Source organism: Agromyces sp. GXQ0307 (assembly GCF_044769845.1).
Taxonomy (GTDB): Bacteria; Actinomycetota; Actinomycetes; order Actinomycetales; family Microbacteriaceae; genus Agromyces.
This window is the reverse complement of record NZ_JBIZVY010000001.1, coordinates 439,791-465,175: the sequence shown is the minus strand read 5'-3', so window position 1 is coordinate 465,175 and position 25,385 is coordinate 439,791. Positions and strand designations below refer to the sequence as shown.

General features: G+C 72.4%; 24 protein-coding genes. 8 read left to right on the top strand and 16 right to left on the bottom strand.

What is annotated here, in order from left to right; translation table 11 throughout:
- The first annotated feature begins 111 nt into the window (after positions 1–111).
- From ACIQH8_RS02145 to ACIQH8_RS02135, 3 genes are all read left to right on the top strand, one after another.
- Positions 112–1,638 carry a glyceraldehyde-3-phosphate dehydrogenase gene (locus ACIQH8_RS02145; protein WP_400994199.1) on the top strand — a complete coding sequence of 509 codons (1,527 nt, stop codon included), beginning with the start codon at positions 112–114 and terminating at the stop codon, positions 1,636–1,638.
- A gap of 90 nt (positions 1,639–1,728) precedes the next feature.
- A complete protein-coding gene (locus ACIQH8_RS02140) occupies positions 1,729–2,904 on the top strand; it encodes a thiolase family protein (protein ID WP_400994197.1) in 1,176 nt (391 codons plus the stop codon).
- Positions 2,905–3,030: 126 nt separating this feature from the next.
- Positions 3,031–3,819, top strand: coding sequence for a 3-hydroxyacyl-CoA dehydrogenase (locus ACIQH8_RS02135; RefSeq protein ID WP_400994195.1), 789 nt, complete (start codon positions 3,031–3,033; stop codon positions 3,817–3,819).
- A 306-nt stretch (positions 3,820–4,125) separates the two neighbouring features.
- Here the strand turns inward: ACIQH8_RS02135 and ACIQH8_RS02130 are convergent, their stop codons facing one another.
- From ACIQH8_RS02130 to ACIQH8_RS02120, 3 genes are all read right to left on the bottom strand, one after another.
- Positions 4,126–5,112 (bottom strand): hypothetical protein, encoded by a 987-nt coding sequence (locus ACIQH8_RS02130; RefSeq protein WP_400994193.1) that lies wholly within the window; start codon positions 5,110–5,112, stop codon positions 4,126–4,128.
- On the bottom strand, positions 5,109–5,444 hold the full coding sequence (locus ACIQH8_RS02125; protein WP_400995678.1) for a PadR family transcriptional regulator: 336 nt from the start codon (positions 5,442–5,444) through the stop codon (positions 5,109–5,111). Before ACIQH8_RS02125 ends, ACIQH8_RS02130 begins: the two co-directional genes overlap by 4 nt.
- 168 nt (positions 5,445–5,612) lie before the next feature.
- A complete protein-coding gene (locus ACIQH8_RS02120) occupies positions 5,613–7,055 on the bottom strand; it encodes a helix-turn-helix domain-containing protein (protein ID WP_400994190.1) in 1,443 nt (480 codons plus the stop codon).
- 129 nt (positions 7,056–7,184) lie between these two features.
- Here ACIQH8_RS02120 and ACIQH8_RS02115 point away from each other — a divergent pair, with 129 nt between their 5' ends.
- Positions 7,185–9,053, top strand: coding sequence for a phosphoenolpyruvate carboxykinase (GTP) (locus ACIQH8_RS02115; protein WP_400994188.1), 1,869 nt, complete (start codon positions 7,185–7,187; stop codon positions 9,051–9,053).
- A gap of 165 nt (positions 9,054–9,218) precedes the next feature.
- Here ACIQH8_RS02115 and ACIQH8_RS02110 read toward each other — a convergent pair whose 3' ends face one another.
- Positions 9,219–9,731: a CHRD domain-containing protein gene (locus tag ACIQH8_RS02110; protein WP_400994185.1), complete on the bottom strand. Its 513-nt coding sequence runs from the start codon at positions 9,729–9,731 to the stop codon at positions 9,219–9,221.
- A gap of 190 nt (positions 9,732–9,921) precedes the next feature.
- On the opposite strand from ACIQH8_RS02110, the gene ACIQH8_RS02105 reads away from it, so the two are divergent.
- Positions 9,922–10,317, top strand: a complete 396-nt coding sequence (locus ACIQH8_RS02105) for a DUF1622 domain-containing protein (protein ID WP_400994182.1) — start codon at positions 9,922–9,924, stop codon at positions 10,315–10,317.
- An 86-nt stretch (positions 10,318–10,403) separates the two neighbouring features.
- Here ACIQH8_RS02105 and ACIQH8_RS02100 read toward each other — a convergent pair whose 3' ends face one another.
- The 6 genes from ACIQH8_RS02100 to ACIQH8_RS02075 form a co-directional block, all read right to left on the bottom strand.
- Entirely contained in the window at positions 10,404–10,877 is a 474-nt protein-coding gene (locus tag ACIQH8_RS02100) for a 2'-5' RNA ligase family protein (protein ID WP_400994180.1), read from the bottom strand.
- 35 nt (positions 10,878–10,912) lie between these two features.
- Entirely contained in the window at positions 10,913–11,710 is a 798-nt protein-coding gene (locus ACIQH8_RS02095) for a hypothetical protein (RefSeq protein WP_400994178.1), read from the bottom strand.
- Between the two features lie 143 nt (positions 11,711–11,853).
- Complete coding sequence (locus ACIQH8_RS02090) at positions 11,854–13,914, bottom strand: ABC transporter ATP-binding protein (RefSeq protein WP_400994176.1); 2,061 nt, start codon at positions 13,912–13,914, stop codon at positions 11,854–11,856.
- 83 nt (positions 13,915–13,997) lie between these two features.
- Positions 13,998–14,225, bottom strand: a complete 228-nt coding sequence (locus ACIQH8_RS02085; protein ID WP_400994174.1) for a hypothetical protein — start codon at positions 14,223–14,225, stop codon at positions 13,998–14,000.
- Positions 14,226–14,257: 32 nt separating this feature from the next.
- Positions 14,258–15,184, bottom strand: a complete 927-nt coding sequence (locus ACIQH8_RS02080) for a carbohydrate kinase family protein (RefSeq protein ID WP_400994171.1) — start codon at positions 15,182–15,184, stop codon at positions 14,258–14,260.
- Complete coding sequence (locus ACIQH8_RS02075; RefSeq protein WP_400994168.1) at positions 15,168–16,088, bottom strand: pseudouridine-5'-phosphate glycosidase; 921 nt, start codon at positions 16,086–16,088, stop codon at positions 15,168–15,170. The genes ACIQH8_RS02080 and ACIQH8_RS02075 overlap by 17 nt, the downstream gene beginning before the upstream one ends.
- Positions 16,089–16,261: 173 nt before the next feature.
- Here ACIQH8_RS02075 and ACIQH8_RS02070 point away from each other — a divergent pair, with 173 nt between their 5' ends.
- Positions 16,262–16,612, top strand: a complete 351-nt coding sequence (locus ACIQH8_RS02070; protein WP_400994166.1) for a hypothetical protein — start codon at positions 16,262–16,264, stop codon at positions 16,610–16,612.
- A gap of 9 nt (positions 16,613–16,621) precedes the next feature.
- Here the strand turns inward: ACIQH8_RS02070 and ACIQH8_RS02065 are convergent, their stop codons facing one another.
- The gene (locus tag ACIQH8_RS02065) at positions 16,622–17,047 is read right to left on the bottom strand and encodes a hypothetical protein (RefSeq protein ID WP_400994163.1); all 426 of its coding nucleotides are present in this window, start codon (positions 17,045–17,047) and stop codon (positions 16,622–16,624) included.
- Positions 17,048–17,121: 74 nt separating this feature from the next.
- Here ACIQH8_RS02065 and ACIQH8_RS02060 point away from each other — a divergent pair, with 74 nt between their 5' ends.
- Positions 17,122–17,253 (top strand): hypothetical protein, encoded by a 132-nt coding sequence (locus ACIQH8_RS02060; protein WP_400994161.1) that lies wholly within the window; start codon positions 17,122–17,124, stop codon positions 17,251–17,253.
- Here the strand turns inward: ACIQH8_RS02060 and ACIQH8_RS02055 are convergent.
- Positions 17,250–18,749: an MFS transporter gene (locus tag ACIQH8_RS02055; protein WP_400994159.1), complete on the bottom strand. Its 1,500-nt coding sequence runs from the start codon at positions 18,747–18,749 to the stop codon at positions 17,250–17,252. The genes ACIQH8_RS02060 and ACIQH8_RS02055 overlap by 4 nt on opposite strands.
- Positions 18,750–19,076: 327 nt before the next feature.
- On the opposite strand from ACIQH8_RS02055, the gene ACIQH8_RS02050 reads away from it, so the two are divergent.
- Complete coding sequence (locus ACIQH8_RS02050; RefSeq protein ID WP_400994156.1) at positions 19,077–21,782, top strand: AMP-binding protein; 2,706 nt, start codon at positions 19,077–19,079, stop codon at positions 21,780–21,782.
- Positions 21,783–21,795: 13 nt separating this feature from the next.
- Here ACIQH8_RS02050 and ribH read toward each other — a convergent pair whose 3' ends face one another.
- The 4 genes from ribH to ribD are packed head-to-tail and all read right to left on the bottom strand — an operon-like array spanning position 21,796 to position 25,325.
- Positions 21,796–22,266 (bottom strand): 6,7-dimethyl-8-ribityllumazine synthase, encoded by a 471-nt coding sequence (gene ribH / locus ACIQH8_RS02045; RefSeq protein ID WP_400994154.1) that lies wholly within the window; start codon positions 22,264–22,266, stop codon positions 21,796–21,798.
- Positions 22,263–23,567, bottom strand: coding sequence for a GTP cyclohydrolase II (gene ribA / locus ACIQH8_RS02040; protein WP_400994152.1), 1,305 nt, complete (start codon positions 23,565–23,567; stop codon positions 22,263–22,265). The genes ribH and ribA overlap by 4 nt, the downstream gene beginning before the upstream one ends.
- Positions 23,564–24,265, bottom strand: coding sequence for a riboflavin synthase (locus ACIQH8_RS02035; protein WP_400994149.1), 702 nt, complete (start codon positions 24,263–24,265; stop codon positions 23,564–23,566). Before ACIQH8_RS02035 ends, ribA begins: the two co-directional genes overlap by 4 nt.
- A 1-nt stretch (position 24,266) precedes the next feature.
- Positions 24,267–25,325, bottom strand: a complete 1,059-nt coding sequence (gene ribD, locus ACIQH8_RS02030) for a bifunctional diaminohydroxyphosphoribosylaminopyrimidine deaminase/5-amino-6-(5-phosphoribosylamino)uracil reductase RibD (protein ID WP_400994146.1) — start codon at positions 25,323–25,325, stop codon at positions 24,267–24,269.
- Between the last annotated feature and the right edge of the window lie 60 nt (positions 25,326–25,385).

Genomic DNA, 25,385 nt, shown 5'->3' with positions numbered 1-25,385 from the left:
GGCCGCTATCATCTGAGCATCCCCTTGGACAAACCCGTGGTCGACGCTGCCCACCCCCGGCGCGACCCGAACAGGCCGACGAGGTCCACCCCGCGGCTGGAAGGAAGAGTCGTGAGCCACGAGTTCGACGCCCGCCGTGAGGATTGGATCGCCCGAGAGGAGCTCGCCGAGCGCATGATCCCGCTCATCGGCGGGTTGTACCGTCGGCACGGGGTCGTCACCTCGATCCACGGCCGGCGGCTCATCAACCGTTCCGCGGTCGAGCTGCTGAAGGCGCACCGCTTCGCCCGCCAGGCCGGCGACGTCGAGCTCGACCTCGCCGACACCATGCGCGTGCTCGAGGCGCTCACCGAGATCGCCCCCGGCCCCGCGTCGATCGACGTCGCGCGCCTCGTCTCGCGGTTCCACGCGGCCCCGGCCGGAACCGACCTCGTCGACTTCCTCCGGTCCGAGCTCGCACCCGTGCTCGTCGACGCGTCGGCCGGCGCGGCCACCGACGCCGACCCCGCGGCATCCGGCACCGACGTCGTGCTCTACGGCTTCGGCCGCATCGGGCGCCTGCTCGCCCGCATCCTCATCGCGCACGCGGGCGGCGGCCAGGGCCTGCGCCTCCGCGCGATCGTCGTGCGCAAGGGCGCCGAGAACGACCTGCAGAAGCGCGCGAGCCTGCTCCGCCGCGACTCCGTGCACGGTCCGTTCCAGGGCACGATCACGGTCGACGAGGAGGCGAACACGATCCTCGCGAACGGCACGCTCATCCAGGTCATCTACTCCGACGACCCCGGCACCATCGACTACACCGCGTACGGCATCTCCGACGCGATCGTCGTCGACAACACGGGCCGCTGGCGTGACGAGGCGGGCCTCAGTCGTCACCTCGAGTCGACCGGCGTCGCGCGCGTGCTCCTCACCGCGCCCGGCAAGGGCGCGATCAAGAACATCGTGCACGGCATCAACCACGGCGACATCGAGCCGGGCGACCGCATCCTCTCGGCCGCCTCGTGCACCACGAACGCGATCACCCCGGTGCTCGCCGCGATCGAGGACGCCTACGGCATCGTGCGCGGCCACGTCGAGACCGTGCACTCGTTCACGAACGACCAGAACCTCATCGACAACTTCCACAAGGGCGACCGCCGCGGCCGCTCTGCGGTGCTCAACATGGTCATCGCCGAGACCGGCGCCGCGAAGGCGGTCTCGAAGGCGCTGCCTGCGCTCGAGGGCAAGCTCACCGGCTCCGCGATCCGCGTGCCCACGCCCGACGTGAGCCTCGCCATCCTGAACCTGCAGCTCGAGCGCCCGACCGACAAGGCGACGCTGAACGCGTACCTCCGCAAGGTCTCGCTCACCTCGCCGCTGCGCCAGCAGGTCGACTACATCGAGTCGGCCGAGGTCGTCTCGACCGACTTCGTCGGCAGCCACCGTGCCGGCATCGTCGACGGCCTCGCGACCATCGCCGACGGCACCGACGTCGTGCTCTACGTCTGGTACGACAACGAGTACGGCTACTCCTGCCAGGTCGTCCGCGTCATCGAGGCGATGGCGGGCACGCACCCCGTCGTGCTCCCCGAGCGCGAGCCCGTCCGCATCGAGCAGGTCGCCGCGGCGGCGGTGCCCGAGGTGGCCGAGGTCGGCTGAGCGGATGCCGCGGGGCGGGCGCCGCACGGCGGCGCCCCGCCTCGCGTCCGGCCGGGCCGAGCCGCTCGCGCCCGGCCGTAGGCTGTGAGCATGAGCAGCGAAGCCGTCATCGTCGACGTCGTCCGTACGCCCGTCGGGCGCGGCAAGCCCGGAGGCATGTTGAGCGGGGTCCATCCCGTCGACCTCCTCGCGGGCGTGCTCACCGCGATCGTCGACCGCAACGACCTCGACCCGGGCACCGTCGACGACGTGATCGGCGGGTGCGTCAGCCAGATCGGCGAGCAGTCGTACAACATCACGCGCAACGCGGTGCTCGCGGCCGGCTTCCCGGAGCACGTGCCGGGCACGACGATCGACCGGCAGTGCGGGTCGAGCCAGCAGGCGGCGACGTTCGCCGCGCAGGCGATCCTCGCCGGGCAGGCCGACATCGTCATCGCGTGCGGCGTCGAGTCGATGAGCCGCGTGCCGCTCGGGTCGAGCGCCGCTGGCGCCGACCCGTACGGCTCGCGCCTGAAGGCCAGGTATCCGGACGGACTCGTCGGGCAGGGCGTCTCGGCCGAGCTCATCGCGGCGAAGTGGGGGTTCTCGCGCGACGACCTCGACGCGTTCGCCGCTCGATCGCACGAGCTCGCGGCCACGGCGAGGGAGTCGGGTGCCTTCGCGACCGAGGTCGTGCCCGTCGCCGGCGTCGACCGCCTCGTCGACGAGACCGTGCGCCCCGGCACCTCGGCCGAGTCGCTCGCAGGACTGAACCCGGCGTTCCGCACCGATGCGCTCGCCGAACGCTTCCCCGAACTCGACTGGCGGATCACCCCGGGCAACTCGTCGCCGCTCACCGATGGCGCCTCCGCGGCGCTCATCATGAGCGCCGACGCGGCCGAGAAGCTCGGCCTGACGCCGCGCGCCCGCTTCCGCGCATTCTCGGTCGTCGGCAGCGACCCGCTGTACATGCTCACCGGCGTGATCCCGGCGACCGCGAAGGTCCTCGAACGCGCCGGCCTCACGCACGACGACATCGACGCGTACGAGGTGAACGAGGCGTTCGCGTCGGTGCCGCTGGCCTGGCTCGCCGAGACCGGGGCGGAGCCGGGCAAGCTCAACCCGCGCGGAGGGGCAATCGCGCTCGGCCACGCGCTCGGGTCGAGCGGCACGCGGCTGCTCACGACGCTCGTGAACCACCTCGAGGCGACGGGCGGCCGCTACGGACTGCAGACGATGTGCGAGGGCGGCGGCATGGCCAACGCCTACGTCGTCGAGCGCGTCTGAGGCGCCGCGCCGCGACCCTCGACGCCGAGTGATGCACCTCGCGCCGAGTGAGACAGACTCACCGGCATCACTCGGCGCGGACTGCATCACTCGGCGGCATCCATCCACCTCGAACGAAGGAGCACCATGGAACTCAGCGGAGCATCCGCGATCGTCACCGGCGGCGCATCCGGCCTCGGCCGCGCGACCGCGCAGGCCCTCGTCGACGGCGGCGCGCACGTCGTCCTCGTCGACCTGCCCGGACCGCGCGGCGAGGAGGCCGCGGCCGAACTCGGCGACCGCGCGCGGTTCGTGCCCGCCGATGTCGCCGACGAGGTGCAGGTGGCCGAGGCGGTCGCCGCGGCATCCGCTCTCGCGCCCCTGCGCGTGGCCGTGAACTGCGCGGGCATCGTGACTGCGAACCGCACGGTCGGCCGCGATGGTCCGGCGCCGCTCGACGCGTTCGAGCGCACCATCCGGGTGAACCTCATCGGTACGTTCAACGTGATCCGCCTCGCCGCCGCCGCGATGGCCGAGACCGAGCCCGTGTCGGCGGGCGTCGCGGGCGGACCCGCCACGCTCGAGCGCGGCGTCATCGTGAACACCGCCTCGGTCGCCGCCTTCGACGGGCAGATCGGGCAGGCCGCCTACTCGGCCTCGAAGGCCGGCGTCGCCGGGATGACGCTCCCGATCGCGCGCGACCTGTCGAAGCTGCTCATCCGCGTCGTGACGATCGCGCCCGGCATCTTCGAGACGCCCATGATGGCCGGCATGCCCGACGACGTGCGCACCTCGCTCGAGCAGCAGGTGCCGCACCCGTCGCGCCTCGGGCACCCGACCGAGTACGCGGCGCTCGTTCGATCGATCGTCGCGAACCCGATGCTGAACGGCGAGACGATCCGCCTCGACGGCGCGATCCGGATGCAGCCGAAGTAGGCGCGGGCCTACGTTCGTCGAGCGAGGGGCGGATGCCGCGGCGCGAGCCTGCGACATCCGCCCCCCCCGTCGTCGCCCTCACGCCCCCGCGTCGCCCTCACGCCCCCGTCGTCGCCCTCACGGCCACTCTCGGCGCGCCTCGTCGGGCACTGCCGCCGAGAAGATGCCATCTGCACCGTTCATGCGTTCCAGCGGTGCGGATGGCATCCTCTCGATCCGGGGAGCGACGGCGGCGGGGCCGCGGCCGCGCCGCGGCCCGGCGGTGTGCGCCGGCCAGCGGTGGGGCCGACCGGCGCACGGGCGCTGCTAGATGCGGCCGATCGTGAGCGCCGATCCGCCGCGGCGGCGGACGGTCTTGATCACGCCGTCGACGACGTCCCAGACCGAGACGGCGATCACGGCGAACACGATGATCGTGGTCACGATGCCGCCCGCCTCACCCCACGGCCAGCCCACGGCGTCGAGGAACTCCGGGTTGACCAGCTGCCCGGTCGTGAACAGCCACAGCGCAGGCACGGCGAAGGCGACGTTGAGCAGGAGGTTCAGCGCGGCGAGCCACCAGTTCCAGCCCCAGGCGTAGATCGCCGACGCGAAGACCATCTCGAGGCCGATGAGCACGAGGAACCACGGGATCCAGAAGGACCACAGGTCGGGGTCGAGGAACGGGATCGACTCGCCCAGCGGATTCATGACGGGTGCGCCGTAGCCCTGCCAGATGATCACCGCGGCGAACAGCCCGAGGAAGACGAGCGAGGCGATGAGGTCGCCGAGGCGACCGGCCCTGCCGTCGTCGGGGATCGTCGGGAGGTGTTCGGGCGTCCAGCGGTCGACCGGGCCTGAGCCGGGGTTGCGCTCGATGATCGCGAACACCAGCGTCGGCCAGAACGCGAGCTGGACGGCGAGCGAGAACGCGATGCTGAACGCGCTCCCGAAGACCTCGCCGACCGGCGCGCCCGCGAGCGCCTGGGCGAGCAGGACCCCGCCGACGGCGATCGGCAGGACGATCGCGAGAAGCATCGTGACGAGGCGCTTCCATGTGAGGTAGTAGCGCGGCCCGATCAGGTGCAGCGGGCGATCGAGGTACGTCGCGGCGAGCGCCGCGGGGTCGCCGAGCTCGGTGAGCACCGCGAACTCGGCGTCGTCGCTCGCGGCGCCGGACCCGCGGCGCGCGTCGACCTCGTCGCCGATGCGCTCGCGCAGCTCGCGACCGAACTCCTCGCGTTGGTTCTCGGGCAGCGTGCGGGCAGCGGCCCAGACGTAGCGGTCGGTGAGTGTCGTTGCGGGGCTGGTCATGATGCGTCTCCCGAGGTGAGCCGGGCGAGTGCCCGGTCGATGTTCTTCCAGTCGGCAGTGAGGATGCCCGCGAGCTGCTCGCCCGCCGGGCTGGTGCGGTAGAACTTCCGAGGTCGGGCCTCCTCGGTGTTCCATTCGCTCGTGAGGAGGCCCTGCTTCTCGAGTCTCCGGAGCAACGGGTAGAGGGTGTTCGCGTCGACGGTGATGCCGATGCGGTTCAGCGACTCGAGCAGGGCGTAGCCGTAGTCGGGCTCGCGCAGCCGGACGAGGCAGCCGAGCACGACGGTGCCGCGCCGCAGTTCCTGCAGGTGGCCGGCGGTCGTGTCATCCATGCTCATGTGGAGCACTGTACAGTGCGACGCACACTATTGCAACAGCCCGCCTCCGGCGCTTTTCTCAGGAGCTCTTGCCCGATCCGGGGCCGTTCTCAGGAAGACACGCCGGTCGCTGCGGCGACACACCGAAAAACTCCTGAGAAAAGCACCGAACGCAGGCGCGGGCTACTCGCCGGCGTGGGCCTCGAGGAACGCGTACACCTCGGCATCGTCGACGCCCGGGAACGTGCCCGAGGGCAGGGGCGAGAGCACGTGGGCGTGCAGGCGGGCGCTCGGCCACGCCTGCCCGGCCCATCGCTCGGCGAGGCCGTCGGGCGCTCGCCGGCAGCACGACTCGTCCGGGCAGCGCGACTCGGAGCGCAACGTCGTCTCTCGCCCGCGGAACCACTTCGCCTGGTTGAACGGCACGCCGACCGTGATCGAGAACTCCGAGGCATCCGTCCGGCCCGTCTGCGTCGCGCACCAGAACGTGCCGACCGGCGTATCGGTGTACTGGTAGTTCTCCGTCGTGCGGTTGGTGTGCTCGAAGGCGGTGCGCGCACTCCACTTCTTGCACACCCACTGTCCCTCGATCGAGCCCGTGACGTCGGTCGGCAACGGCAGGCCGTCGTTCTCGTAGCCCTTCAGCAGTGCGCCGTCGCCGTTCACGCGCAGGAAGTGCACGGTCATGTCGAGCTGGCTCGTCGCGAGGTTCGTGAAGCGCAGCGCTGCGGCCTCGTGCGTGACGCCGAACGCGTCGCGGAAGTCCTCGATCGCGAGGCGCTTGTCCTTCTTCGCCTCTTGCAGGAAGGCGACGGATGCCTCCTGCGGCATCAGGCACGCGGCCGCGAAGTAGTTGATCTCGAGCCGCTGCCAGAGGAACTCGACGTAGCTCGCGGGCGGCTCGTGGCCGAGGAGCCGGTGCGCCATGGCCTGGAGCGCCATCGAGCGCAGGCCGTGACCGCCAGGGATCGAGGCCGGCGGCAGGTAGATGCGACCGTTCGCGAGATCGGTGATCGATCGGGTCGAGTCCGGCAGGTCGTTGACGTAGATGAGTTGGAAGCCGAGGCGCTCGGCCATGACGCTCACCTCGCGGTGCGTGAGCGCACCCTGCCGGTGACCGGAGGCGCGCACCTGCTCCTCGGCGAGCTGCTCGATCTCGGGGAGGTAGTTGCTGCGCGCCCGCATGCGCTCACGGAGCTCCGTGTTCGCGCGCCGCGCTTCCTCCGGCGTCGCGATCGCCTCGCTCGCGCGCCGCTGCAGCTCGTGATGCAGGCCCACGATCGCCTCGAGCGACTCGTCGGTCATGCCGCGGGTGGGCTTCACGTGCGGCAGGCCGAGGGCCGCGTAGAGGGGGCTCGCCTGCGCCCGCCCGAGCTCGAGTTCGAGTTCGGCCCGACGGCTCGGCGCCTCGCGGGAGAGCAGGTCGGCGAGGTCGACCTCGAGGGCGGATGCGAGGGCGTCGAGGGTCGACAGCTTCGGCTCGCGTCTGCCGTTCTCGATGAGGGAGAGCTGGCTGCCCGCCAGCCCCACCCGATCACCGAGCTGGTCGAGGGTGAGGCCGAGATCGGTGCGGTAGTGCCGGATGCGGTGGCCGAGCGTGGCCAGGTCGGGGCTGCCGAGCTTCATGCCCTTCAGATTATCGAAAGATCGCCGATTCTTAACACTCGAAATGGCCGAATGGATGCCTCATCCTCGCTCAGACTGGAAACACGCCACCGATCACGGCGGCTCTCCAGACTCCTCGAAAGGACGACGATGACCATCTCCGACTTCTCGGTCAGCGCCTCCGGACCCGCCTCGGACGCGGAGGACCGCCCGCGCGGCACGACCGACCCGGCCCTGCGCGCCTGGGTCGCCGAGATCGCCGCGATCACCCAGCCCGACGACATCGTGTGGTGCGACGGCTCCAAGCAGGAGGCCGACCAGCTCACGCGACAGCTCATCTCCGAGGGCAAGCTCATCAAGCTGAACCCCGAGTGGCGTCCCAACAGCTACCTCGCACGCACCGACCCGTCGGACGTCGCGCGCGTCGAGGACCGCACCTTCATCTGCTCCACCTACGAGGAGGACGCGGGCCCCACGAACAACTGGCGCGACCCGCACGCGATGCGCGAGGAGCTCGTCGGCGTCTTCACCGGCTCGATGAAGGGCCGGACGATGTACGTCGTGCCGTTCTCGATGGGTCCGCTCGGCGGTGAGATCAGCCAGCTCGGCGTCGAGATCACCGACTCGCCCTACGTCGTGCTCTCGATGGGCATCATGACCCGCATGGGCGAGCAGGTGTACCGCCTGATCGAGGCAGGGGAGCCATGGGTGCGCACCATCCACTCCCTCGGCTACCCGCTCATCGACGGCGTGGGCCACCGTCGCGACGACGTCGAGTGGCCCTGCAACGACACGAAGTACATCGTGCAGTTCCCCGACTCGCGCGAGATCTGGTCGTACGGCTCGGGGTACGGCGGCAACGCGCTGCTCGCGAAGAAGGCGTTCGCGCTCCGCATCGCGAGCGTCATGGCTCGCGACGAGGGGTGGCTGGCCGAGCACATGCTGCTGATCAAGGTCACCTCGCCCGAGGGCAAGTCGTACCACATCGCGGCTGCGTTCCCGTCGGCGTGCGGCAAGACGAACCTCGCCATGCTCCGGCCGACGATTCCCGGCTGGAAGGTCGAGACGATCGGCGACGACATCGCCTGGATGCGCCCCGGCGAGGACGGCCGCCTCTATGCGATCAATCCCGAGGCCGGCTTCTTCGGTGTCGCGCCCGGCACGGGCGAGACCACCAACCCGACCGCGGTGCAGACGCTCTGGGGCAACACGATCTTCACGAACGTCGCGCTCCGGCCCGACGGCGACGTCTGGTGGGAGGGCCTGACCGACACCGTGCCGGCCGAGCTCACCGACTGGCAGGGCAACCCCTGGACCCCGGGCTCTGGTCGCCCCGCCGCGCACCCGAACTCGCGCTTCACCGTCGCGGCGGCGCAGTGCCCGCAGATCTCCGACGACTGGGACGCCCACGACGGCGTGCCGATCGACGCGATCCTGTTCGGCGGACGTCGTGCCACGAACGTCCCGCTCGTCGCCGAGGCCCGCTCGTGGAAGCACGGCGTGTTCATGGGCGCCACGATCTCGTCCGAGCAGACCGCTGCGGCAGAGGGCACCGTCGGCGAGCTGCGCCGCGACCCGTTCGCGATGCTCCCGTTCTGCGGCTACAACATGGCCGACTACTGGGGCCACTGGGTCAAGATGGGCCGCGTGCTCGGCGCGAACGCGCCGAAGATCTTCCAGGTCAACTGGTTCCGCAAGGGCCACGACGGGAAGTTCCTCTGGCCCGGGTTCGGCGAGAACTCGCGTGTCATCGAGTGGGTCGTCGGCCGCATCGAGGGCACCGCGGAGGCCGACGAGACGCCGATCGGCAACCTGCCGGCGGCGGGTTCGCTCGACCTCGACGGCATCGAGATCTCCGACGATGCGCTCGAGCAGCTCTTCGAGGTCGACCCGAAGACCTGGCTCGCGGAGTGCGACCTCACCGAGGAGTACTTCGACCAGTTCGGCGACCGGGTGCCCGCGGCGCTCAAGGCCGAGCTCTCCAGTCTCCGCTACCACCTGCAGCAGCAGGCGTCGTAGCGGGCAGACCGCCGGTCGTCGCTCAGGGGTGGGCGACGACCGGCGTACACGCGCGTGGGGGCGCGCGAACGGCGACGGATGCCGCGGGCGCGACGTGCATGGGAAGGCGCGTCACGCCCGCGGCATCCGTCGCCGCGTTCGTCGGTGGACCGTTCCGCGCGCGAGTCAGTGGATCTGGCCGCGGATCTCGCCGCCTGCGAGATCGCCCGGGCCCGTGCCCGTCGGAGATACGCCGTCGTTGGTGTGGACGTTCACGTAGGCGTCTCCGGAGTCGAGCAGTTCCACGAGCGCGCTGAGCGGTTGGCCGGTCAGCGGGCCGGTCAGGTTCGCCGCGGTGATGGTTCCGGTGGCGATCACGCCGCTCGTCTGTCCGCCTGCCGCCGCGACCGGTCCGTACAGGAACGCGACGACCGGCCCGTTCGTACCGGCAGGGGCGATGTGGATGTGCGCGGCGACCGGGTTGTCGAGGTTCGCGACGATGAGGCGGTAGTCGAGCTCGGTGCCGTCGGCGGACAGCTTGAAGACCGCGGCGCCGCGAGCGAGCGAGGCATTCGTCGGCACCTCCTGCGCGGCGCTGAGCTGTGCGGTGTAGGTCGAGTCGTCCGCCTGGGCGGCGACGGGCATCATCGTCGCGGCGACGGTCAGCGCCGCGGCTGCCAGGATTCGGGTTGCGTTCATCATCGGTCCCCTCCAGCAGGAATCGACCGACATCGGCGTCGGCGATGCCCGCATTCTCGTCCTCGCGGCTGGAGGCCGAAACCCCCCATTGCGGTGATCGGACGGGCGGGGAAGGACGGCGGGTGCGCGCCACGCGCCACGCCTCCGACATCCCGACGCACCGCGGGGATACCGTGACCGCGGAGGGGCAATGGAATTCGGGGCGGTCATCACGCGGGTCGGCGAGATCATCGACATCGTCGGCGTCATCGCGATCGTCGTCGGGGTGATCGTGGCGATGGCGGATGCCGCGATCCGGCGTCTGACGCACGCGGGTCCCGTCTACGCGCGCTTCCGGCGCGTGCTCGGCCGCGGCATCCTCATCGGCCTCGAGTTGCTCGTGGCGGCCGACATCATCCGAACGGTCGCCGTCGAGCCGACGCTCGAGTCGGTGGGCGTCCTCGCGCTCATCGTCGTCATCAGGACCTTTCTCAGCTGGTCGCTCGAGGTCGAGATCTCGGGCCGCTGGCCCTGGCAGAAGTCCCGCACGGGCGCGGGCGAGGATCCCGCGCCCTCGGGCGTGACGCCGAGCCCCGAGCGCGCGTAGTCCCGACGGGAGCGATCGCCTCCGCGAACGCGCTCGCGACGGATCCGCCCGCGCTCGCCGGAGTTCGGGTCGTCGTGGGGAACGCGTCAGGCCTCGTCGAGCGGCCAGACCGCGGCCACGGTGCGCATCGCGCGCCCCTCGGGCGGACGGAGGTCGACCAGGGCGACCTGGCGGAGCCGAACCGTCCGGCCGGTCGGCATCGTGCCGTGCGCCGTGTCCGTCACGTGCGGCCGGAAGTCGAGTCGTGCATGAGCGACATCCACGTCGCCCTCACGGAGCGCGTCGAGCAGGCGCGTGCGCATCGCTCCGAGCGGTCCGTCGTCGCTGACGAGCGTCACGGGGACGTCGCGGCGTCGCCCGAACATCGCCCGATCGAACGCGCTGACGTCGATCGCCAGTCGGCCGTGGAGCACCGGTCCCATGAGGTCGCCGACCCGTTCGGCGTCGTGCCGGGTGTCGAACGGTTCGACGACCGTGACGTGCAGCGGCCACGACGAGACGGGGAACGAGTCGCCGGCGGCGAGCGGGTCGATCGGCAGCACGATGGCGAAGCGTCCCATGCGGCGAGCGTACGCCGCACGGGGCGCCGCCGGATTCAGACGCCGGCCTCGCCGAAGAGGTCGAGCAGCGCGTCGGGCGCGAAGCGCACCTCGACCGAGCCCGTCGGCCCGCGGTCGGCGCTGCCGACCCACAGCCCGGAGCCCTCGTGCACGCGCATCCAGCCGTCGCGGAACACGATGTCCGCACCGACGACGATGCCGATCACGGGCGAGTCGCCCGCGCGGACCGCGATCGAGCCCTCGATGTCCTGCTCGGCCTGCGCGTCGACATCCTCGCGGGCCGCGACTCCGACCAGGGGCCGCACCGTCGGGGTCGCGAAGCCCGGCACGTCGAACGGGCTGCCGGACGCGGCATCCGCAACGACCCCGACGTGCACGCTCGTCGAGACGAGCGCCGTCTCGGCGCGTCCGTCGAGCACGAGCCGGCTCCCGACGCGGAAGCGGTAGAACACGCGGCCGTCGGCCGGCGCTGTCGGAAGCACGACGGCTGTGACCCAGTTCCGGGTCCACGCGAGCGGCTCGCCGCCGCGGCTCGGCGGGTCGTAGAGGCTCGCGGTGAGTCGCACGGCACCGTCGGTACGCGTGGGTGCGGACCGGAGCGAGGTCGGCCGGTCGCCGACGGGGGCGATGGAGCGCGCCTGCTCGAATGCGGGCAGGCGCTGGGTGTCCCACTCGCGCAGCCACGACTGCAGGCGGGCGCGGAGCGCGTCGAACGAGGGCTCGGGCGAGGCGGGCGCGTCGTCCGTGGAGGCGGGGGCGGACAGGACCGCGGCGAGGTCGCGCACGGTGGTCGCGCCGCGAGCAGCGGTCCTGGGGGCGTCGAGCAAGGTCATGATGGTCCTCCGGGGTGGATGGCGCGGACGCGCCGGGAATCCGATGGAGGTCACGTTATGGACGGGCGAGCCCCGGCGGCATCCGCGCTGCCCCCGGGGCGGGGTGGGGGAGAACCCTGAAACGTGGCGGGGGGTGCCGCGGCTCAGACCAGGAGCTGGTGCTCGGCGAGCTCACGATAGAGCGGCACCGTCTCGACGAGTTCCCGGTGGGTGCCCTCGCCGATGACGCGGCCCTGCTCGACCACCACGATGCGGTCGGAGTCGACGACCGTCGAGAGGCGGTGCGCGATCACGATGAGCGTGCGCCCCGCGGCGACCGCGTCGATCGCCTCGCGCATCATCCGCTCGTTCACGCCGTCGAGCGAGGAGGTCGATTCGTCGAGCAGCAGGATCGGCGGTGCGGCGAGCAGGGCGCGCGCGATCGCGAGCCGCTGGCGCTCACCGCCGGAGAGCGTGATGCCGTTCTCGCCCACCTGCGCGTCGAGGCCGGCGGGGTCGCGCTCGAGCACCGAGCCGAGGTTGACGGCGTGGAGCACGTGCTCGCACTCCAGGTCGGTCGCATCGGGGCTGCCGAGCTTGAGGTTGTCGCGGATCGTTCCGGCGAGCACGGGTGCGTCCTGTTCGACGTAGCCGATCTGCGCGCGGAGCTCCGTGCGGTCGAGCGACCGGAGGTCGAGTCCGCCGAGGCGCACGGTGCCGACGCTCGGGTCGTAGAACCGCTCGATGAGTGCGAGGATCGTCGACTTGCCGGCCCCGGACGGGCCGACGAGGGCGATGCGCTGTCCTCGTGGCACGCGGAAGGAGACCCCGCGCAGCACCGGCTGACGGTCGGTCACGTCGGGCTCGGGCAGGTGCTCGTCGGGCGAGTCGTTGCCGGGATCGGCCGGGTCGGACGGACGCGTGAGCGCGTACGCGAAGTGGACGTCATCGAACTCGACGGCCGCGGCGTCCGGAAGCAGGCCCTCGTTGGCGGGCCCGACCATGACGGCGCGCGCGGCGAGCTGCCGGTCGTGCGCGTCCTCGTCGGGCAGGTCGAGGATCTCCTGGATGCGGCCGAGGGCGCCGAGCGCCTGGTTGACGGACGTGATCGCGCCGAACGCCTGGCCGAGCGGCAGGATCATCATGAAGAGGAACAGGATGAAGGTGACCAGGTCGGCGATCGAGATCGCGCCGGACGCGACGCGGAAGCCGCCGACGCCGAGCACGACGAGGAACGAGACCTGCATCGCGATGCCGGCGATCGGGACGATCAGCGCCGAGATCTTCGCGACCTTCACGCCCATCTCCCATGCGCCCTCGGCCTCCGCTCCGACGTCGCGCACCTCGCGGTCGGTCGCGCCCGCGGCGCGGATGGTGCGCACCGAGGTGATCGCCCGCTCGACGGATGCCGCGACGTCGCCCACCTTCGCCTGGGCCGCGTGCGACGCCTCGCGCACGCGCGCGGAGAGCAGCGTCACGGTCGTGATCGCGACCGCGATGACGAGCACCGTGAGGCCGAGGAGGACCGGGTCGATGATCAGCATCGCGATGATCGCGCCGATGAACGTGACCGCGCCGCCGACCGCCTCGACGAGGCCCTGCGTGAGCACGGCGCGGAGCATGGTCGTGTCGCTGCCGACCCGGGAGACGAGGTCGCCCGTGCGCCGCGTGTCGAACTCGGCGATCGGCAGGTGCAGGATCTTCGCGATGAGCCGGCGCCGGCTCGAGAGCACGACGCCCTCGCCGGTGCGCTGCAGCAGGTAGTGCTGGTAGCCGGTGATGATCGCACTGACGACGACGAGCGCGACGAGCAGCCAGACGATGCCGTCGAGCGGATCCCCGGCCTCGACGATGGTGATCACCCGACCGACGAGGAGGGGCTGGGCGAGGCTCGTGATCGCGCCGACGATGGAGAGCGCCGCGACGAGGATCAGCACGGGCCGGTGCTCGAACAGGAACGGCAGCAGCTGGCGGAACGTCGCGCGCGGGCCGGGAGGGGTCTCGCCGCGGCGGCCGAACGGGCTGCGGCGTACGGGCCGCGTGGGTTCGGGGGCGTTCGCTGCGGACGCCGTCGTACCCGCGTCGGTGCCGCGGTCGGGCCGACGGCCGGCGGCGTCGCGTCGGCCGACGAGTGGAATGCTGCCGGTGCGGGCCGCTCGTTCGGCCGCGCGCTCGGCGGCGCGCGCGGCGGCTCGGGTGCCTGGTGTGATCTCGGTGTCGCTCATGAGGTGTCCTTCGCGGCGCGCGGCGGCATCCCCCGTCGGGGATGCGCGGGCCGCCTTGCAGCATACGTCGCCCGGCTGGGAGATCAGGCCCGTCCGTACTTCTTGTGGACAGCCTGCTTGCTGACCTCGAGTGCCAGCGCGATGAGCTGCCAACTCGACCCGGCGGCTCGGGCGCGTCGGACGGCGAGCGCCTCGGCGCGGTCGAGCTCGAGGTTGAGTGCGACGCGTGCGGTGCGGATGTCGCGGAGCGCGCGATACGGGTCGTCGCCGTCGGCGGCGGCGATGGCGGTCTTCAGGGTGCCGTCGTCCATGTCGTCAACCGTAGTTGACGTGCGGGATGGCGTCAACCAGGGTTGACGGCGTCGCCGCCGGGTGAGGCGATGACGGATGCCGCGGCGGCGTGCCCGGCGAGGCAGCACGCCGTGGCATCCGCTCCGCCCATCGCGGCGGCCAGGTACCCGGCTGCGAACGCGTCGCCCGCCCCGGTCAGGTCGCGCACGTCGGCGACCGGGGCGACCGGAACGCGTGCCAGACGCGCGCCGTCGCCGAACACCTCGGTCGGCCGAGGTCCGTGCTTGACGACGACGCGGTCGGCGACGGAGGCCGCGGTCGCACCGTCGGCGATGCGGAGCAGCAGGGCCTCCGTCTCGTTCGCGAACAGCACGTCGGGCCGCACCTCGGCGAGCCACCGGCGCACGCGCTCGACGCCGAGCGTCTCGAGCAGCCCGGTCGACGACGCGTCGATCGAGACCCGTGCGCCGCGCTCGCGCGCGAGCGCGACCAGGCGACGAACCTCGCTCCGCATCGGCTCGTGCTCGAATCCGTAGCTCGGCACGTGCAGCCACGCGATGCCGTCGAGCCATGCGGGGTCGACGGCCGCGAGCTCGGCGGCCGCGGCGCGATCGGGGAACATCGTGCGCTCGCCGTCCGGCGCCACGATGAGGACGACCGCGCCGGTCCGCCCCGCCTGCTGTACGCGCACGTCGACGCCGCTCGCCTCGAGGGCCGAGACCAGCGTGCGACCCGCGCCGTCGTCGCCGACCCGTCCGATGAAGCGAGTCGTGATGCGCGCGGCCGCGTGCGCGGCCACGTTCGCGGCGCTGCCGCCGCGCGAGCGGAACACCCGCGCCGCCGAGTCCGTCGCGGCGCGGATCGGCTCGGTCGCCCAGACGACGACGTCCTCGAGCAGGTCGCCGGCGACCACGAGGACGCCCGGCGGTGACGCGCCTCCCGCGTCATCCGGGCGTGACGACTCAGCCGGCGAGCTCACGTGCGATCTCCGCACCGAGGCGGGCGTTGCCTCGGTAGACGGCGAGGTTCGCCTCGAGGCTCCGGCCACCGGTCGCGCGCTGGACGAAGTCGAGCAGGAACGGGGTCGTGTCGCGGCCGCTCACGCCCGCGGCCTCCGCCGCCCTCAGCGCCTCGGCGAGCACGCGAGTGTGGACCTCGGGGTCGAGCTGGTCGGCCTCGGCGACGGGGTTCGCGACGAGGACCGACGAGGCCAGGCCGAGCTCGTCGCGTCCGCGCGCGACCGCGGCGGCCTCCGATGCGGACTCGACGCGCGCCGGCACCGGGAAGCCCGAGTCGGCGACGTAGAAGCCGGGGAAACGGTCGGTCCGGAACCCCAGCACGGTGATCCCGAGCGTCTCGAGGCGTTCGAGCGTCGCACCCACGTCGAGGATCGACTTCACCCCCGCGCTCACGACGACGATGGGCGTCGCGGCGAGCGCGGGCAGGTCGGTCGACTCGTCGAACGTGTCGCTCGCCCCGCGATGCACGCCGCCGAGGCCACCCGTCGAGAACACGCGGATGCCGGCGCGGTGCGCGAGCCACGCCGTCGCCGCGACCGTCGTGCCCGCGTCGAGGCCCGCGGCGCGGGCGACGGGAAGGTCGCGGGTGCTGGCCTTGACCACGCCCTCCGCCGTGCAGAGTCGCTCGATCTCGGCCTCGTCGAGCCCGACCACCGCCGCGCCGTCGACCACGCCGATCGTCGCGGGCTCGACTCCGGCATCACGCACGAGCGCCTCGGTCGCGAGCCCGACCTCGAGGTTCCGAGGCCGCGGCAGCCCGTGCGTGAGGATCGTCGACTCGAGTGCGAGGACGGGCCGCCCGGCGGCGACGGCGTCGCGCACGCGATCGGCCACGCGCAGGGCGGGGGAGCGGTCGGGCTGCATGCGCCTCATCGTATGCGGCGGTCGCGGCGTCGCGCCGGTGCGTCGCCGGCCGGCCCGGCGGGCGCTCGATGCCACGTGTGTCCGCGTGTGACGACGGGCGGCGACATCCGCCACGCCCCGGCGTATCGTCGCCTCCACCGAACCGACCGATCCCGCCCATCGAGGAGCCCGCCATGTCGCCGTACGAGCCGCACGCCGCCGCCGAGTCCCGCACGGGCCTCGCGATGGGCATGCGCGGCTGCGTCGAGGGCGAGGCGTGCTCCAGCGACCGGCCGGGTCACGGCCTGAACGCCATCCAGGACCGGCTCTCGCGGATCGTCGCGAGCCGATGGCTCGACGCGGTCGTGACCGCGTCGGGCGCCGACGGCTTCGTCGAGCTGCTCGACCTCGACGGCGGCGTGCACCGCGTCTGGCACCACGGGGCGCTGCGCGGCGAGATCGCGGTCGGCGACCCGGTCGCGTTGCACCCGGTGTACGGCGTGCTCGCTCGCGGCGACGAGCGGTTCAGCGTCGCCGCGGTCTGAGACGCGCCGTCAGCTCGCCGGCATCATCTCCTTCATCGCGCCCATCATCTTCTCCATGGCCATGGCGGACTGGTCGCAGGCCATGGCGCACATGCGGCAGTGCTCGCTCATCTCGGCGTGCATCATGCACTCGGCCGAGCAGGCGCGGCACATCGTGACGCAGGCCTCCATCATCGACATCATGACCTGCAGGTCGTAGCCGGTGGTGCGGAGCATCATGCGCATCATCGTGTCGCAGACGTCGGCGCAGTTCGCGCACATCGCCGCGCACCGCCCCATGCCCTCGCCCGCGTCGGCATCGGCGCACATGACGCACGCCTGCATGCACGCGGAGAGGGCCTCGATGCACTCCTGCATCATCGACATGTCCATGTCCTGCATGGGCATGTCCGACGCCGACATGGCGCCCTTCATCATGTCCATCGTCATGTTCATCCCGCACCTCGCCGTCCCAGGGAGCCGGGTGCCGGTGGTGCCGGCGTTGGGACCCGGCGACCCTGTCGAGCCGAATGCTACGCCGCGCGCCCCGCGCCGAGAAGGGAGTCGAGCCGGCCGTCACGAGCCTGCAACAGGGCGGATGCCGCGTGCCGCTCGAGCCCGCGGCATCCGCCCCGTCGGTGGTGCGCGACGGGCGCTGCTAGAGCGACGCGGCCTCGGCCTCGCCCTCGGCGAGGCGGCCGTCGGCCGGAACCCCGGCGGCCTCGTAGTCGACGTCCTTGGTCTCCTTCGAGACGAGCAGCGCGACGAGGGTCAGCACCCCCATGGCGGAGAGGTAGATGCCGACCGGCCACGGTTCGCCGCCGGCCGCGGCCCAGAGTGCGACGGCGATGAGCGGTGCGACGGCGGCGCCGAGGATCGACGCGACGTTGTACGCGATCGCCGAGCCCGTGTAGCGGACGTTCGTCGGGAAGAGCTCGGGCAGCAGGGCGCCCATCGGGCCGAAGGTCGCGCCCATGAGCATGAACCCGAACACGAGGAACGCCTGCGTGAGCGCACCGGTGAACTTCGGGTCGAGCTGCGGCAGCAGGAACAGGTTGAACGTCAGGCCGAACACGATGATCGCCGAGGTGACCCAGATGAGCAGGCGCCGGCGGCCGATCGCGTCGGCGATGGGACCGGACAACAGCGTGAAGACGCCGAAGAACACGACGCCGATGATCTGCATCGTCACGAAGTCCGCGTAGCCGAATCCGAGGCCGGGGTAGAACTGCGCGGCGAAGGCGCTCGCGTCGAAGTCGGTCCCGGATGCCTCGGCCGCGGCCTGCGCGGCGGCGCTCGCGGTCTCGAGGTCGGCGGCCTTCGTGCCGTACGAGAGCGTGAAGTTCGTCATCAGGTAGAACAGCACGTAGGTCGCGAGCATGAAGAACGTGCCGAGGACGAGCTCGCGCCAGTTGTGGCGGAACACCGTGCCGAGCGGCAGCTTGCGGATCGCACCCGTCTCGCTCGCCTTCGTGAACGCGCTCGACTCGACGAGCCGGAGGCGCACCCAGAGGCCGACGACGACCATGACGGCCGAGAAGAGGAACGGCACGCGCCATCCCCACTCGAAGAACCATTCGCGCGACGGCGCGGCGAGGTTGATGGCGAGAAACAGTCCGTTGGCGATGATGAAGCCGAGCGGGGCGCCGAGCTGCGGGAACGTGCCGTACCAGGCGCGCTTGCCGGCCGGGGCGTTCTCGGTCGCGACGAGCGCGGCGCCCGACCACTCGCCACCGAGCGCGAAGCCCTGCGCGAGTCGCAGGACGAGCAGCAGGAGCGCGGCGAACCAGCCGATCTGCCCGTACGTGGGCAGCAGTCCGATGAGGAACGTCGCGATGCCCATGACGAGCAGCGACGCGACGAGCGTCGCCTTGCGGCCGTGCGTGTCGCCGAAGTGGCCGAAGACGATCGCGCCGATCGGGCGCGCGATCATCGCTGCGCCGAAGACGCCGAACGAGGCGAGGAGGGCCGTGGTCTGGTTGCCGGTCGGGAAGAAGAGGATCGGGAAGACGAGGACGGCGGCCGTCGCGTACGCGTAGAAGTCGTAGAACTCGATCGTCGTGCCGACCAGGCTGGCGAGGATGACCCGGCCGCGCGAGTTCACGGGCGTGGCGGGGGCGGTGGCCGAGGCGTCGGCGGGGGACTGGGTTGCGGTCATTGCGGTGCGGGAACTTCCGATGGAGTGCGAGGCCCTCGCGGGGCGCGTCGATCGGGCGCCGCACCGCGCGGGTCGGGTGGATCCGCTGCTTGTGGCAACCTGCATAACCTACGCGGGCGGTCTCCGACGGGACGAACCGGATGCGACGAGCGGTGGCGCTCGTGCGACGAGCGGTGGCGCCGGTGCGAGGCGCCGGTCGGTGCCGGATGCCGCGCGCTCGCGCGTCACGTCTCGTCACCGATTTCGGGGCTCCGCACGCGTCGCGTAAGGTAAGCCTTACCTTTCCGCCGATCCGGCGGTTCAGCCCTCCCGAACCGGACAGGTGCCATGCCCACGCTGCTGACCAGGACCGAGCCCGCGCTCGACCTGCTCCGCGGCGACCCCGGCGCCCCGGCGCTCGTGACGCCCACGACCCGCATCGACTACGCCGAGCTGCACGACCGGATCGACGACCGCCGGGCGGCACTCGGCGCAGGCCGGCGGCTCGTCTTCCTGTCGGGCGGCAACACCGTCGAGGCCGTCGTCACCTACCTGGCCGCGCTCGCGGGCGGCCACCCGGTGCTGCTCCTGCCGCCCGGCATCGACGGCGCGGCGCTCGAGCCGCTCGTCGGCCGGTACGCGCCCGACGTGGTGGTCCGCAGCGACTCGACCGGGTTCGAGCTGACGGACGTCTCCGGCGGAGCGCCGCACGACTTCCACCCCGAGCTCACGCTGCTCGCGAGCACCTCCGGCTCGACCGGCTCGCCCAAGCTCGTCCGGCTCTCGCGGACGAACGTGCGCTCGAACGCGGCAAGCATCTCGGAGTACCTCGGGCTCGCACCGGACGATCGTGCCGCGACGACGCTGCCGCTCGGGTACTGCTACGGCCTCTCGGTCGTGAACAGCCACCTCCGATCGGGTGCCAGCGTGTCGCTCACCGACCGGTCGATCGTCGAGCCGGAGTTCTGGAGCGAGTTCGCCGCAGTCGGCGCGACCTCCTTCGCGGGTGTCCCGTACACGTTCGAACTGCTCGAGACGACCGACTTCGCCGCGCGCGACCTGCCCGACCTTCGGTACGTGACGCAGGCGGGCGGCCGCCTCGCGCCGGAGCGGGTCCGCGCGCTCGCGCGACTCGGGCGCGAGCGCGGCTTCGACGTCGTCGTCATGTACGGCCAGACCGAGGCGACGGCGCGCATGGCGTACCTGCCGCCCGCGCTCGCCGAGACGGCCGCCGGCGCGATCGGCGTGCCGATCCCCGGCGGCTCGTTCCGCATCGACGAACGCGTCGGCGGCGGCGCACCAGGGGAGGGCGAGCTCGTCTACTCGGGCCCGAACGTGATGATGGGCTACGCCGAGACGTCGGCCGACCTCGAACGCGGACCCGAACTCGCCGAGCTGCGCACGGGCGACCTCGCCCGCCGCCGCGAGGACGGGCTGATCGAGATCACCGGACGCCTGAGCCGCTTCGTGAAGAGCTTCGGGCTGCGCCTCGACCTCGACCGCATCGAGCGGCTGCTCGCCGACGACGGCCTCGAGGCGCGCACGGTCGCGCAGGGCGAGCGGCTCATCGCATTCGTCCTGAACGACCGGCTCGCTGATGCCGCGCGCGCCGCCATCGGGCGGCACACGGGCCTGCCCGCCCACGCGTTCGACGTGCGTGCGATCGCCGAGTTCCCGCGCACCGCGAACGGCAAGCCCGACCACGCCGCGCTCCGCGCGCACGCGGAGCTGCTGCGGGCGACGGATGCCACTCGCAGGTGGGATGCGGACGCCGCCGCCGGCGACTCGCCGGTCCTCATCCCCTCCGCCGAGGACCTCCGAGACCTCTACGCCGAACTCCTCGGCCGACCCGACGCGACCGTGGACGACAGCTTCGCCTCGCTCGACGGCGACTCGCTCAACTACGTCGAGGTCGCGCTCCGACTCGAGGAGCGGATCGGCGCGCTGCCCGCAGATTGGCCGAGCCGCAGCATCCGCTCACTCGCCCCGGCGGCGTCGCGCACCCCACCCGGCGAGCCGAGCGACGAGGCCCACGACGCCTCGCCGCAGGGCGGACGGACCCGCACCCGCGCGCGGCGCGCCGCCGACACCGTCGGGGCGCTTCCGCGTCGACGGATCGCCCGGCTCGAGACGTCCGTGGTGCTGCGCGCCGTCGCGATCGTGCTCATCGTCGCCACGCACGCCGACGTCGTGCAGCTCAAGGGCGGTGCGCACCTGCTCCTCGCGGTCGCCGGGTTCAACCTCGCCCGGTTCCGGTTCTCGGGCCCGGCCGTGAGCGCCGCCGAGGAGCGTCACGAACGCCGCAGGCGCGTGCGCGGACTCCTCCGCAGTGCGGCGCTCATCGCCGTGCCCGCGGTGCTGTGGATCGGCGGCGTCGCGCTCGTCGCGCGCACCTACGACCCCGCGACGGTGCTGCTGTCGAACTGGATGGTCCCCGGCGCGACCGCATGGAGCGAGCAGTGGCAGTTCTGGTTCCTCGAGGCGCTCATCTGGTCGATCGTCGGGCTCGCCGTGCTGTTCGCCGTCCCGGGCGTCACGCGACTCGAGCGGCGGTACCCGTATGCGTCCGCCCTCGCCGTGCTGGCGATCGCGCTCGTCGTGCGCTACGTGGTCTCGGGCGGAATCACGCCCCCGTCGCCGATGCGCTACGCACTGCCCGCCATCGCGTGGCTCATCGCCCTCGGCTGGCTCGTCGCGCGCTCGACGACGCTGACGCGCAGGGCGGCGACGAGCGCCGTCGCGCTCGCGACGGTGCCGGGCTTCTTCGGCGACCCGGTGCGCGAGGGCATCGTGATCGGCGGGCTGGGCCTGCTCATCTGGGTGACGAGCCTGCCCGTCCCCGCTGCACTCGCCGGAGCCGTCGGCACCGCGGCATCCGCCTCGATGTTCGTCTACCTGACCCACTGGCAGGTCTATCCGCCCATCGAGGAGTGGTCGCCGCCGCTCGCGATCGTCGCCTCGTTCGCCGTCGGCCTCGCCGCCTGGTGGGCGTGGGGTCGGGCGACCGGATGGCTCGGCCGCCGTCGACGGCAGCGGACCCGCGCCGCGGCGTGAGGCCGCGGGGCGCTCAGCCGCGGATGGCGCGCAGCGTGTTCGCCGTCGCGATCGCAGCCTCGGCCGCCTCGCGGCCCTTGTCCTCCTTCGAGCCGGGGAGACCGGCCCGGTCGAGGCCCTGCTGCTCGTCGTCGAGGGTGAGCACGCCGAAGCCGACGGGCTTGCCGGTGTCGAGCGCGACCCGCGTCAGCCCGTCGGTCGCGGCCGACGAGACGTACTCGAAGTGCGGCGTGCCGCCGCGGATGATGACGCCGAGCGCCACGACCGCGTCGGCGCCGGCCTCCAGGGCGGCCTTCGACACGACGGGCAGCTCGAAGCTGCCCGGCACGCGGACCAGCTCGAACGACGCACCCGCCGCCTCGAGCGCGCGCGTCGCGCCCGCGATGAGGCCGTCGGAGATCTCGTCGTGCCAGCTCCCGGCGACGATCACGACGTTCAGGCCCTCGCCGTCGACGTCGAGTTCAGGTGATCCGGCTCCGCTCATGATGCGTGTCCCTTCAGCAGTTCCTCCGCCGCAGCCTCGGTCAGCTGCCGGTCGTCGATGGCGTGTCCCATGCGGGTGCGCTTGGTCTCGAGGTAGCCGGCGTTCACCGCACCGACGCCCACCACGAGGGGGAGGCGGTCGGCGATCCGGATGCCGTGCGCCTCGAGCTGGTGCACCTTCTCGGGGTTGTTGGTGAGCAGGCGCACGCGCTCGATGCCGAGGTCGGCGAGGATCGCGCTCGCGGCGGTGTAGTCGCGCGCGTCGATGGGGAGACCGAGCGCGACGTTGGCGTCGAGGGTGTCGAGGCCGCCCTCCTGGAGCCGGTACGCCCGGAGCTTGTTGATGAGTCCGATGCCGCGACCCTCGTGGCCTCGGAGGTAGATGACGACGCCGCCGCGGTCCGCGATCGTGGAGAGCGCCGCGTCGAGCTGCGGCCCGCACTCGCACTTCAACGAGCCGATCGCCTCGCCCGTCAGGCACTCCGAGTGCACGCGCGCGATCGCGCCCGCAGGATCGGCCGACGGGTCGCCCGCGATGATCGCGAGATGGTCGGCCCCGGTGTTGCGGTCACGGTAGGCGCGGACGCGGAACGTGCCGTGCATGGTCGGGAGGTTCGTCTCGACCTCGAACTGCACCCGGGGCGACTCGTCGATCGCGGCGGGCGTCTCGCCCGCAGCGAGGTCCTGTCCGCTGTGGCGGTCGCGGAGCCAGTCGACGAGGGCCGCGACCGTCGTCACCGGCAGGCCCTCCCGTTCGCCGAGCTCGATGAGTCCGGGCAGGCGCATCATCTCGCCGTCGTCGGCGACGAGCTCGCCGATCACGCCGACGGGCGAGAGCCCCGCGAGGCGCATGAGGTCGACGGCGGCCTCGGTGTGACCCGCGCGTTCGCGCACGCCACCGTCGACCGCGCGGAGCGGCAGGATGTGACCCGGCCGGATCAGCGTGTCGGGGGTCGAGTCGGGATCGGCGAGCACGCGCAGGGTGTGCGCGCGGTCGGAGGCCGAGATGCCGGTCGAGGTGCGGTCGGCGGCGTCGACGGAGACGGTGTACGCGGTGCCGCGAACATCCTCGTTGCGCTCGACCATGAGCGGCAGGCCGAGCCGGTCGGCGAACGAGTTCGGCATGGGCGCGCAGAGGTAGCCGCTCGTGTTGCGCACCATCCACGCGATCCACTCGCGGGTCGCGAACTCGGCGGCCATGATGGCGTCGCCCTCGTTCTCGCGCGCCTCGTCGTCGGCGACGATGACCGGCTTGCCGGCGCGGAGTGCGTCGAGCACCTCGGGGATCGTGGCGAGGCTCATCGGTCGCCTCCGATCGAGGAGGAGGCCGGGTCGTCGGCGCGCACCGACCACCCGGAACCGCCCGGTTCGGCGAGCGAGGACGGCAGGGCGCGGTGGGCGTCGAGGCGCAGCATCCGCTGCACGTGGCGTGCGAGCACGTCGGTCTCCAGGTTCACCCGGTCGCCGGGCTCGAGCGCACCGAGCGTCGTCGCCGCGAGGGTCTCGGGGATGAGCGAGACCTCGAACCACGACCCGTCGGGATCGTCGCGCACGCCGCTGACCGTGAGCGAGACGCCGTCGACGGCGATCGATCCCTTGTCGACCACGAGCGAGGCGAGCGACGTCGGCAGCGAGAACCGGACGACGCGCCACGCCTCGCCGGGCGTGACCTGGAGCACCTCGGCCGTGCCGTCGATGTGGCCCTGCACGATGTGGCCGCCGAGCCGGTCGCCGACGAGCGCCGCGCGCTCGAGGTTGACGCGGCGGCCGGCCTCGACGGTGTCGAGCGTCGACATCGCGAGCGTCTGCGCCATGACGTCGGCCGTGAAGGTCTCGGCATCGGCGTCGACGACGGTGAGGCACACGCCCGAGACCGCGATCGAGTCGCCGTGCCGGACGCCCTCCACGACCCTCGGGCCGCGGACGGTCACGCGCATGACGTCGGCCGCCGGCTCGACGCGCGTGACCTCGCCGAGCTCCTCGATGATTCCGGTGAACATGTCAGACCCTCTCTCGGGTGGTGTCGGGATGCTCCGTGCCCGGCCGGGCGACGACGAGGAGGTCGTCGCCGAGCCGCACGAGATCGGTGAAGTCGAAACGCAGCGCCTCGGCGATCGTGCCGACGCCGACGGCGCCGATCGCGGTGCGCGGTCCGCCGATGACGGCGGGCGCGAGGTAGACGAGGAGCTCGTCGGCCAGTCCCGCTGCGAGGAAGGCGCTCGCGAGCGTCGGCCCGCCCTCGACGAAGAGCGAGCGGATGCCGCGTCGCTGCAGCTGCTCGAGGTCGTCGGCGAGGTCGGCGCCCGCCAGCGTGATCGGCTCGATCGGATGCCGCAGCACGGCCGCATCGGCGGGGATGGTGCGCCGGCCGAAGACGACGGGGACCGGCTGGTCGTCGAGCAGGGCACCGTCGTCGTCGCGCGCCGTCAGGGCGGGGTCGTCGGTGAGCAGCGTGCCCGTGCCCACCGCGATCGCGTCGGCGCTCGCCCGGCGACGGTGCACGTCGGCCCGCGCCTCAGGGCCCGTGATCCAGCGGCTCGTGCCGTCGGCGGCGGCGACCCGGCCGTCGAGGCTCGACGCCCATTTCAGCGTCACGCGCGGGCGCCGTTCACGGGTCGCGAAGAGCCAGTCCTCGAGGAACGCCTCGACCTCGTCGACGAGCACGCCGCCCGAGACCTCGACGCCGGCCTGTTCGAGCGTGCGCGCCCCGCCGGCGGAATGCCGGCCCGGGTCGTCGACGGCGTAGACGACACGTGCGACGCCGGCGTCGACGAGCGCCTGCGCGCACGGCCCGGTGCGGCCGACGTGGTTGCACGGCTCCAGCGTGACGACGGCGGTCGCGCCACGCGCGACCCCGGGGGCGAGCTTCGACAGCGCATCGACCTCGGCGTGGGCCGTGCCCGCCCCGCGATGCCACCCCTCGGCCAGCACGTCGCCGTCGGGCGAGAGGATGACGCAGCCGACCCGCGGGTTCACGCCCTTCGCCGGGCCGCGTTCCGCGAGCTCCAGCGCACGACGCATGATCGCGGCATCCGTCGCCGCGTGCGTGGCCGTGGTCATCGCCTGTCGCCTGCCTTCCAGGCTCCGGGGCGCCCGGGCATCGCCGGACCGGTCGACCAC